Below are 9,971 nucleotides of genomic sequence, written 5' to 3' on the forward strand. Positions count from 1 at the left end.
AGCCGGAGCCGCTGCGCGAGCACCGCGCCGCCGGCAACCGCGCCCACGCCGCACGAGCCGCCGCGCTCCACCGGATCCTGGCCGACGCCGGCGTGGTCTGCCGGCCGCCGCACGCCGGACGCCACCTCTACCCCGACTTCGAGGCGCTGCGCCCGGCGCTGGCCGCCCGCGGTGTCGAGGACGCCCCCCGGCTGGAGGCGGAACTGGTGCGGCGGCTGGGCCCGTACGCCCTGGGCGGCCACCGCTTCGGCGACGATCCGCGCGCCCTGCGGGTGCGGCTGTCCACCGGCGTGCCGCCCACCGGCGCGCGGGCGTCGCTGGAGTCGGCCCTGCGGGAGCTGACGGCCGCAGGCCCGGCGTCGCCCCGCCCCGTGAAATCACCGGACGCAGATGGGAGCCCCGCATGACCGAACGGACGGACAGGCCCGCACAGGCCGTCCTCGACGCCCCCGCCGCAGGCTCCCCCCGGCGTCCTCCCGCCCTGCCCGAGCCCCGCCCGCTCGGTGAGCGGCGCACCTGGCCGGGCGGCTTCGCCGGCCGGCTCACCGAGCCCCTGCCCGGCCTGCGCTCCCTGTCCCGCATAGCCAGGGAGGGCAGCACGCGCCCCGACCCCGCGACGCTGCGCGAGATCCCCCTGCTGCCCCGCGAACCGGCGCCCCTGCCGCCGGTCGACGCCGACACGGCCGCCGTCACCTGGGCCGGGCACGCCAGCTGGGTGGTGCGCATCGGCGGCCTCACCGTCCTGACCGATCCCGTCTGGTCCCGCCGGATCCTGGGCACCCCGGCACGGGTCACCCCGGTCGGAGTCCCCTGGGAGGACCTGCCGCGCGTCGACGCGGTGGTGATCTCCCACAACCACTACGACCACCTCGACGCCCCCACCCTCAGGCGGCTGCCGCGCGACACCCCGCTGTTCGTCCCCGCCGGGCTCGGCGCCTGGTGCCGCCGGCGCCGCTTCACAACCGTCACCGAACTGGACTGGTGGGAGGCGGCCGAACTGCCCTCGCCGGGTGGCGGCCGCGTCCGCTTCGACTTCGTCCCCGCCCACCACTGGTCCCGGCGCACTCTCACCGACACCTGCCGCTCGCTGTGGGGCGGCTGGGTGCTCACCGACCGCCACGGGCAGCGGATCCACTTCGCCGGCGACACCGGGTACGGCCACTGGTTCGCCGAGATCGGCCGCCGCTACCCGGGCATCGACCTCGCCCTGCTGCCGATCGGCGCGTACGCGCCGCGCCGGATGCTCCGCCCGGTGCACACCGACCCGGAGGAGGCCGTACGGGCCTGCCTGGACCTCGGCGCCCGCCGTATGGCCCCCATGCACTGGGCCACCTTCCTGCTCTCGGCCGAGCCGCCTCTGGAGCCGCTGAGCCGGGTGCGGGCCGCCTGGACCGCGGCGGGACGTCCGCGCGGGGACCTGTGGGACATGCCGATCGGGGCCTCCAGGATCCTGGGGCAGCCGGACCGACGGCCGGACCCGCACCCTGATCCGGGTCCGGACCCCGGACCCCGGCCCCTCTAGCGCGGGACCCGCGCCGGGCGCAGCCGCCGCCACACCGAGGGCGCCGAGCCGACCAGCAGCGTCAGACCGACCGCCGCGGCCACGCCCTGCCACGGCTCGGGGAACAGCGAACCGCCCAGGATCCCGATCAGCTGGTAGGTGGCCGTCCACACCAGGCAGGCCGGTGCGGCACCGCGCACGAACCGCCGCACCGGCACCCGCGACAGCAGACAGGCCACCATCACCGGGATCCGCCCGGCGGGCACCAGCCGGGAGAGGACCAGCACCGTCACGCCGTGCTCGTCCAGCCTCCGCCGCGCGGCCTCCAGCCGGTCCGGCTCGGCCCGCTCGCGCATCCGCTCCAGCCAGCGCTCCCCGCTCCTGGAGTGACCGCCGCGCCGTCCGAGCCAGTACAGCAGCAGATCGCCCAGGAACGCCGCCAGCGACGCGACGGCGAACACCAGCAGCAGCGGAAGGGCCGGAGGGCCGCGGTGGAACGCCACCGCCGACGCCGCGCTGACCAGCGCCCCCGTCGGGACCACCGGCACCAGCGCGCCGAACGCCACCAGCAGGAACAGCGAGGGATAGCCCACCGCGCCGGGCGCGACCTGCCCCGGTATCTCCCGCACCGCGCCCAGCAGCGCCTCGATCACCCCGCCGCCTCCAGCCGTACGCTCTCGCCGTGCCCCAGCCGGCGCACCGCCGCGGCGGGGACCGAACGCGCCGCCAGCCGCACGAACTCGTCACCGGGGGAGTGGAACTCGTGCGGCCGGACCGCGTCCAGCCCGATCGGCCAGTACGTCCCGTAGTGCACCGGCACCGCCAGCGGCGCGCCCAGCCGGGACAGCGCCTCGGCGGCCCGGCGCGCGTTCATGTGCCCGTCGCCCAGCTTCGGCCCCCAGCCGCCGACGGGCAGCAGCGCCGCGTCCACCGGGCCGACCGCCTCCGCCATCGAGTCGAACAGCCCGGTGTCCCCCGCGAAGTACGTCCTGGACTCCCCCTCGACCACGTAGCCCAGGGCGGGCGCCCGATGAGGCCCGTAAGGCAGCCGCCGCCCGTCGTGCTCCGCGGGCACCGCGCGGACGGTCACGTCCCCGGCCCGCACCCGCTCGCCCACGTCGACCTCCTCGACCCGCAGCCGCCCCGACAGCCGCCGCAGCCCCGCCACCGAGGCGAGCGCGCCGCGCGGCACCACCACCCGGGTACCGGGCGCCAGGCGGGCCAGGGAGGGCAGATGCAGATGGTCGGCGTGCAGATGCGAGACCACCACCAGGTCCACCCGTGCCGCCGACTCCGGCGGCGGCTGTCCGCGCCGTCTGCGCAGATGGGCCAGCCGCCGGACGAACACCGGGTCGGTGAGCACCGTCACGCCGGAGTCGCGCACCGCCGTCGTGGCATGGCCCCACCAAGTGATCTCCGCAGGCACCGGACCCTCCTTCCACCCGCTCGCCCCTTCCCCGTACCGATCCTCTCATCACACCCCCGTGCCCCCGGGAGTCTTCGGAAGGAGACCGCCGCGCGCCCCCGGCCGCGGGAGGCGCTGTGGAAAAGTAGGACGTGCCGGACCGGGAGCGGCGGTCGCCGGCGCCGACGGCGGACACGCGACGAGGACACCGGCGTGCGGGAGGCATGGACCCCGCGGTGCGGAGAACGCGGACGGCGGGGCCCGGCGCGAAACCGGCCCGGGACTTTTGGAGGAGGGAGGGCGGACGGCGTGCGGATGGCGGCCTGGCGCAGGGCGGGCGGCGCGGTGCTGCGCGTCCTGGTGGTGTGGGCGGTGAGCACCGTCACCATGCTGGTGCTGGCCGGAGTGCTCCCCGACTTCCGGCTCCAGTCCGCCGACGGCGACAGTGCCACCAGCATCGGGACCACCGCCGCCCTCGGGGCCGGCGCCTTCGGCCTGCTCAGCGCCCTGGTGTGGCCCCTGCTGGTCAGAGCCCTGCTGCTGGTGCCCGCCCTGGTACTGGGCCTGCTGGTGTTCTTCCTCAACGGCTCGCTGCTGTGGCTGGCGCTCGCCCTCCTGCCCGACTACCGGGGCGAGACCGGCCCGCAGACCGCCGTGATCGTCGCCGCCGCGATGTCCGCCGCCTCCTCGGCGGCCAACACCTTCCTGGCGGTCCGCGACGACCGGGCCTACCGGCGGCGCCTGGCCCGGCTCGCCGACCGCCGCTGGCGCCGCTCCGGGAGCCGGCGGGTGCCCGCCACCCCCGGCACCGTCTTCCTCCAGCTCGACGGGATCGGCCACGAGGTACTGCGCGACGCGGTCACCGCCCCGGCCGGCGGCGAACCGCTGATGCCGGGCATCGCCGCCATGCTCCGCGACAGCCACCGCCTCGTCCCCTGGCACACCGACTGGTCCAGCCAGACCGGCGCCAGCCAGCTCGGCATCCTGCACGGCTCCAACGAGGACGTGCCCGCCTTCCGCTGGTACGAGAAGGAGACCGGCGAGGTGGTGATCAGCAACCGGCCCTCCAGCGCCGCCCGGCTCCAGCGCCGTGCCGCCGAGCACAGCGGCGAGCCCGGACTGCTCGCCCACGACGGCGCCAGCCGCGGCAACCTCTTCAGCGGCGGGGCCGCCCAGGCGGCCCTGGTGCTCTCCGTCTCCGCCCGGCGCGGCCGCCACAACCGGTCGCGCGCCGGGTACTTCGCGTACTTCTCCGACCCGGCCAACGCCACCCGCACGGCGGCCTCCTTCACCGCCGAGGTCGTCCGCGAGATCGTCCAGTCCACCCGTGCCAGGCTGCGCGGGGACAGCCCGCGGGTGCCGCGCGGCGGGCTCTACCCGTTCATCCGGGCCTTCGCCACCGTCGTCCAGCGGGACGTGGTGGTCGCCTCCGTCATCGGCGACGTCCTCAGCGGGCGCACCGCCGTCTACGCCGACCTCGTCGCCTACGACGAGGTGGCCCACCACTCCGGGCCGCGGGGCCGCGACACCCACCAGGTGCTGCGGCGCCTGGACCGGTCCGTCGGCCTGATCGCCAAGGTCGCCGCCCAGGCCCCCCGGCCCTACCGCCTGGTGCTCCTGTCCGACCACGGGCAGAGCCCCGGCGAGACCTTCGCCTCCCGCTACGGGCTGACCCTGGAGGACCTGGTCCGCGCCGGATGCGGACTGCCGGTCTCCCGGCGGGCCCGGCACACGGCCAGCGGCGCCGAGGCCCGCGCCGCCGCCCGCGCCGCCCTGCACCGGCCCGAGGACGGGCACGGCGCCGAACCCCACTGGCCCGCCCCCACCTCCGACCCCGTGGTGCTGGGCTCGGGCAACCTCGGGCTGGTCTCCTTCCCCGGCATCCCCGGCCGGGCCACCCGCGAGGAGATCGACCGCCGCCACCCCGCCCTGCTGCGCACCCTCGCCAACCATCCCGGCATCGGGTTCCTGCTGGTGGACACCGAGCGCCACGGGCCGGTGGTGCTCGGTCCCGGCGACAGCGAACACCGCCTGGACACCGGCGGGATCACCGGCGAGGACCCCCTGGAGCCCTACGGCCCCCGTGCCGCCGCACTCGTACGGCGCACCGCACGCTTCCCGCACGCCGCCGACATCATGGTCAACTCGGCCCTCGACCGGGCCACCGGCACCGTCCACGCGTTCGAGGAGCAGATCGGCTCCCACGGCGGCCTCGGCGGCGAGCAGAACCGCGCGTTCCTGCTCCACCCGCGCCTGCTGCCCCCGCCGGACAGGGACGGCGAACCGGTCGGCGCCGAGCGGATCCACCGCGTGCTGCGCGGCTGGCTGCGCGACGCGGAGGCCGCCCCCGCCGTCACCGCCCCCTTCATCCCGGCCCGGACCCCACTGCGCTGACCGGACCTCCGGACCACTCCGCCGGGTTCGTGAAAAGTGTGCCAAGCGCTCTCGACCGGGAAAGGCCCCGGAGGGGCCCGTCCCCGTGCCCGTGTCGACCACGAGGATCCCGTGCCGCGGCCCTAGGGTCGAAGGGTCGTCCACGGGAAGTGAGATTTCGTCCATGGCACCTAGACCGCTGACCTCGCAGGAGATCGACGCCGCGCTGGCGGAGCTGCCCGGCTGGGAGTTCACCGAGGACCGGCTGAGGAGGACGTACTCCTTCGCCGGGCACTTCCCGGCCGCGGCGATGGTGCTCCATGTCGCGCAGGTCCAGGAGGAGATGAACCACCACGCGGACCTGCTGCTGGGCTACGACGCGGTGGGGGTGTCGGTGAACACCCACAGCGTGGGCGGGAAGGTGACGGAGCTGGACGTACGCCTGGCCCGGCGGATCGAGGGGATCGCCCCGTCGCACGGCGCCCGCCCGTAGTCCGCGGGCGGGCACACGGCGGAAGCCGCCGCCCCGGGCCCGGTGACGGGCCTCCCGGGCCACGGCCTCCGGGGAACGGCCCCGCGGGTGCCCGCGACGGGACACCCCCGGCGCCGGCGGAGCCGGACGCCGGGGGCGCGGTGCGGGGGAGGGGAGCCGGCGTCCGGATCAGTCCATCTCGTCGGGGTCGGGGCCCAGCCGGGTGCCGTTGTCCAGGGTGGACATGCCCGTCATGTCGTCGTCGTCCAGGGCGAAGGAGAAGATGTCGATGTTCTCCTCGATACGGGAGGGGGTGACGGACTTGGGGATCACCACGTTCCCCGTCTGGAGGTGCCAGCGCAGCACCACCTGGGCGGGGGTGCGGCCGTGCTTGCGGGCGATCTCGGCGATCACCGGATCGTCCAGCAGGCCCTTGCCCTGGCCCAGCGGCGACCAGGCCTCGGTGGCGATGCCGTGCTCGGCGTGGAAGGCGCGGGACTCGGCCTGCGGGAGGTTGGGGTGCAGCTCGATCTGGTTGACGGCGGGGACGACCTCGGTCTCCTCCATCAGCCGCCGCAGCTGGGAGGGCTTGAAGTTGGACACGCCGATGGCCTTGGCGCGGCCGCCTGCGTGGATCTCCTCCAGCGCCTTCCACGTCTCGACGTACCTGTCCCGCCCCGGCGCGGGCCAGTGGATGAGGTAGAGGTCGACGTAGTCCAGGCCCAGCCGTTCCAGCGAGGCGTCGAAGGCGCGCAGCGCGGTGTCGTGGCCGTGGTCGCTGTTCCAGACCTTGGTGGTCACGAAGAGCTCTTCGCGCGGCAGCCCGGATTCGGCGATGGCCTTCCCGGTGCCCTTCTCGTTCTGGTAGATCGCGGCGGTGTCGATGCTGCGGTAGCCCGAGGCGAGTGCGTGCCCGACGGCGGCAGTGGCCTCCTCGTCCGGCACCTGCCACACGCCGAAGCCGAACTGCGGCATCCGGACGCCGTTGTTGAGGATGATGTTGGGAACGTTGCTCACGAGCGATCGGTCCTTGTCAGTAGGTTGGCGACACGTGTACCCGGGGGCCCAACGATCATGGCAGCGTTGTCATTCCCGGGGTGCCGAATCCGCCGAATCCCGTCGTACGGTTTCGCACCCGGTCCGCTCAGCCCTGGTAGAGCGCCTCGATCTCGACCGCGTACGCCCTCTCCACGGCCTTGCGTCTCAGCTTCATCGAGGGGGTGAGCAGCCCCTCCCTCTCGGTGAAGCGCGATCCCAGTATCCGGAAGGTGCGGATCGACTCGGCCTGGGAGACCTGGGTGTTGGCGGCCGTCACCGCCCGTCTGACCTCGGCCTCCAGGTCGGGGTCGCGCACCAGCCCGGCCGGACCCGGGTGCGGTTTGTTGCGCATGGTCAGCCAGTGGTGCACGGCCTCCTCGTCGAGGGTGACCAGCGCGGCGACGTAGGGCCGGTCGTTGCCGAGCACGACGCACTGCGCCACCAGCGGGTGCGCCCGCACCCGCTCCTCCAGCAGCGCCGGCGAGACGGTCTTGCCGCCGGAGGTCACCAGGACGTCCTTCTTCCGCCCGGTGATCGTCAGGTAGCCGTCCTCGTCCAGCGAGCCGAGGTCGCCGGTGGCCAGCCAGCCGTCGTGCAGCACCTCGCCGGTGGCGCGGGCGTCGTTCAGGTAGCCGGTGAAGACCTGGCCGCCGCGCAGCCACACCTCCCCGTCGGTGGCGATGTGCACCGTGGTGCCCGGGATGGGGACGCCGACGGTGCCGAACCGGGTCCGCTCGGGAGGGTTGGCGGTGGCCGCGGCGGTGGTCTCCGTCAGCCCGTACCCCTCGAAGACGCGGATGCCGGCGCCGTCGTAGAACAGTCCCAGGCGCCGCTCCATCGCCGAGCCGCCCGACACGGCGTACCGGCAGCGGCCGCCGAGGGCGGCGCGCAGCCGGGAGTAGACGGCCTTGTCGAAGAAGCCGTGCCGCATCCGCAGGGCCGCGCCCGGGCCGCGCCCGGCGCCGAAGGCCTTCTCCTCCGTCGCCTCGGCGTAGCGGACGGCCACGTCCACCGCCTTGTCGAACATCTCCAGCCTCCCCTCCGCCTCGGCCCTGCGGCGCGCGGCGTGGAAGATCCGCTCGAAGACGTAGGGCACGGCCAGCACGAAGGTGGGCCGGAAGGCCGCCAGGTCGGGCAGGAGGGCGGCGGCGGTCATGCCCGGCTGGTGGCCGAGCCTGACTCCGGCGCGCACCGCCCCGACCTCGATCATCCGCCCGAAGACGTGCGCGAGGGGGAGGAAGAGCAGGGTGGATGCCTGGTTCCCGTCCCCGGAGGGGAAGAGGGCCTCGTAGCGCCGGACGAGGTTGTCGCACTCGGCCATGAAGTTGCCGTGGGTCAGCACACAGCCCTTGGGGCGGCCGGTGGTGCCGGAGGTGTAGAGGACGGTGGCGGGGGTGTCCGGGGTCAGCGCGCGCCGGTGCCGGTGCACCACGTCGGTGTGGATGTGCGCCCCGGCGGCGGCCAGCGCTCCCTCGGCGCCGGCGTCGAGCTGCCACAGCCGCTTCAGGCGCGGCAGCCGGCCGATGACCGAGCCGACGGTCATCGCGTGGTCCTCGTGCTCCACGACGGCGGCCGTCACCTCCGCGTCGTGCAGCATCCAGCGGACCTGCTCGGCCGAGGAGGTGGGATAGACCGGCACCGGCTGGGCGCCGACGGACCACAGGGCGAAGTCGAACAGCGTCCACTCGTAGCGGGTGCGGGACATGACCGCCACCCGGTCGCCGAAGCGCACCCCCTCGGCGAGCAGCCCCTTGGCCAGCGCCAGCACCTGGTCGCGGAACTCCGCGGCGGTCACGTCCCGCCAGGCGCCCGAGGCGTCCTTGCGGGCCATCACCACCTGGCGCGGGTCGTCGTCGGCACGGTCGAAGACGGTGTCGGCCAGCCCTCCGGTCTGAGGCTCCGCCGCCAGGGCCGGGACGGTGAACTCGCGCACGTGCCGCTCCTCGTCGCGCTGTGGCATGGGGAACTCACAGCGGGGCGACCGTACCGGATCCGCGGGGTGCCCAGGAAGGGAGGTGATGCGGCCCGGCGGGGTAAATACGGTCACTTCGGGACGCCCGTGCCGGGTCGTCACCGTTCATCCCGGTACTCTCCACCGGATCTTCCGCGCCGTGCGCCCCCTTCGCGGGCCGGACGCGGCCGCCGGGGAGCCGGTTCCGCCGCCGTCAGACCCGCCGTGCGCCGAGGGCGACGCGGTGCTCGCCGGCGTAGACGTTCATCGACGCCCCCCGCAGGAAGCCGACCAGGGTCAGGCCCGTCTCGGCCGCCAGGTCGACGGCCAGGGAGGACGGCGCGGAGACGGCCGCCAGCACGGGTACACCGGCCATCACCGCCTTCTGCGCCAGCTCGAACGAGGCCCGCCCCGAGACCAGCAGCACCGCGCGCGACAGCGGCAGTTCCCCCCGGGTCAGGGCGCGTCCGACGAGCTTGTCGACGGCGTTGTGGCGGCCGACGTCCTCGCGCAGGTCCAGCAGTTCCCCCTCGGGGGAGAACAGGGCCGCCGCGTGCAGGCCGCCGGTGCGGTCGAACACCCGCTGGGCGGCGCGCAGCCGGTCGGGCAGCGCGGCCAGCACCTCCGGCTCCAGCGGTGGGAGATCCCCCGTGACGGGCCAGCGGGCGGTGGTGCGCACCGCGTCCAGGCTGGCCTTGCCGCACAGCCCGCACGAGGAGGTGGTGTAGACGTTGCGCTCCAGGGTGATGTCGGGGACGGGCACCCCGGGGGCCAGGCGCACGTCGACGACGTTGTAGCTGTTGCGGGTGGTGCCGTCGGCCTGCTCGGTGGCGCCGGCGCAGTAGACGATGTTCGCCAGCTCCTCCGGGCCGCCCAGTACGCCCTCGCTGACCAGGAAACCGGCGGCCAGGGCGAAGTCGTCGCCGGGCGTGCGCATGGTGACGGCCAGCGGCCTGCCGTTCAGGCGGATCTCCAGCGGCTCCTCGGCCACCAGGGTGTCCGGGCGCTCGCTCACCGCGCCGTCGCGCAGACGGACGACGCGGCGGCGTTCGGTGACTCGGCCCATGGAAGATCAGCCCTGCCTCGGTCGGCGCTTCACGGCCGCGGCGCCTGCCGCCGCGGCCGTCCCATTGTGCTGCTGCCCCGCTTTCGCCGTACGCTCACCCGCCGACCCGCCGACCCGCCGACCCGCCGACCCGCCGACCCGCCGCCCGCCGACCCGCCGCCCGGC

8 protein-coding genes and 1 pseudogene are annotated in these 9,971 nt (G+C 75.0%); 4 read left to right on the forward strand and 5 right to left on the reverse strand.

The window, feature by feature from the left end; all coding sequences use genetic code 11:
- Nucleotides 1-407: pseudogene (locus AC2CJA_RS19280) on the forward strand (aminotransferase class I/II-fold pyridoxal phosphate-dependent enzyme); the annotation flags it as partial.
- A complete protein-coding gene (locus tag AC2CJA_RS19285) occupies nucleotides 404-1,522 on the forward strand; it encodes an MBL fold metallo-hydrolase (RefSeq protein ID WP_484603954.1) in 1,119 nt (372 codons plus the stop codon). The pseudogene AC2CJA_RS19280 and the gene AC2CJA_RS19285, both read left to right, overlap by 4 nt.
- Here the strand turns inward: AC2CJA_RS19285 and AC2CJA_RS19290 are convergent.
- Together AC2CJA_RS19290 and AC2CJA_RS19295 are read right to left on the reverse strand one after the other, a co-directional pair.
- On the reverse strand, nucleotides 1,519-2,154 hold the full coding sequence (locus AC2CJA_RS19290) for a DedA family protein (RefSeq protein WP_484603955.1): 636 nt from the start codon (nucleotides 2,152-2,154) through the stop codon (nucleotides 1,519-1,521). The two genes, AC2CJA_RS19285 and AC2CJA_RS19290, sit on opposite strands and share 4 nt — an antisense overlap.
- Entirely contained in the window at nucleotides 2,151-2,927 is a 777-nt protein-coding gene (locus tag AC2CJA_RS19295; RefSeq protein ID WP_484603956.1) for an MBL fold metallo-hydrolase, read from the reverse strand. The genes AC2CJA_RS19290 and AC2CJA_RS19295 overlap by 4 nt, the downstream gene beginning before the upstream one ends.
- Before the next feature lie 294 nt (nucleotides 2,928-3,221).
- Between AC2CJA_RS19295 and AC2CJA_RS19300 the strand changes: the two genes are divergently transcribed.
- Together AC2CJA_RS19300 and AC2CJA_RS19305 are read left to right on the forward strand one after the other, a co-directional pair.
- Entirely contained in the window at nucleotides 3,222-5,300 is a 2,079-nt protein-coding gene (locus tag AC2CJA_RS19300) for a phage holin family protein (protein WP_484603961.1), read from the forward strand.
- 163 nt (nucleotides 5,301-5,463) lie between these two features.
- Nucleotides 5,464-5,772: a 4a-hydroxytetrahydrobiopterin dehydratase gene (locus tag AC2CJA_RS19305; protein ID WP_484603957.1), complete on the forward strand. Its 309-nt coding sequence runs from the start codon at nucleotides 5,464-5,466 to the stop codon at nucleotides 5,770-5,772.
- Between the two features lie 168 nt (nucleotides 5,773-5,940).
- On the opposite strand, the gene AC2CJA_RS19310 is transcribed toward AC2CJA_RS19305, so the two are convergent.
- From AC2CJA_RS19310 to fdhD, 3 genes are all read right to left on the reverse strand, one after another.
- Complete coding sequence (locus AC2CJA_RS19310; protein WP_484603958.1) at nucleotides 5,941-6,768, reverse strand: aldo/keto reductase; 828 nt, start codon at nucleotides 6,766-6,768, stop codon at nucleotides 5,941-5,943.
- 127 nt (nucleotides 6,769-6,895) lie between these two features.
- Nucleotides 6,896-8,749 carry an AMP-dependent synthetase/ligase gene (locus AC2CJA_RS19315; RefSeq protein WP_484603959.1) on the reverse strand — a complete coding sequence of 618 codons (1,854 nt, stop codon included), beginning with the start codon at nucleotides 8,747-8,749 and terminating at the stop codon, nucleotides 6,896-6,898.
- A 205-nt stretch (nucleotides 8,750-8,954) separates the two neighbouring features.
- Entirely contained in the window at nucleotides 8,955-9,806 is an 852-nt protein-coding gene (fdhD, locus tag AC2CJA_RS19320) for a formate dehydrogenase accessory sulfurtransferase FdhD (protein ID WP_484603960.1), read from the reverse strand.
- Between the last annotated feature and the right edge of the window lie 165 nt (nucleotides 9,807-9,971).

The organism is Streptomyces sp. ATLC9 (genome assembly GCF_057196705.1).

Coding starts and splice junctions, on each gene's coding strand:
- AC2CJA_RS19315 (WP_484603959.1), bottom strand. CDS start 8,749: ATGCCACAGCGCGACGAGGAGCGGCACGTGCGCGAGTTCACCGTCCCG.
- AC2CJA_RS19305 (WP_484603957.1), top strand. CDS start 5,464: ATGGCACCTAGACCGCTGACCTCGCAGGAGATCGACGCCGCGCTGGCG.
- AC2CJA_RS19300 (WP_484603961.1), top strand. CDS start 3,222: ATGGCGGCCTGGCGCAGGGCGGGCGGCGCGGTGCTGCGCGTCCTGGTG.
- AC2CJA_RS19285 (WP_484603954.1), top strand. CDS start 404: ATGACCGAACGGACGGACAGGCCCGCACAGGCCGTCCTCGACGCCCCC.
- fdhD (WP_484603960.1), bottom strand. CDS start 9,806: ATGGGCCGAGTCACCGAACGCCGCCGCGTCGTCCGTCTGCGCGACGGC.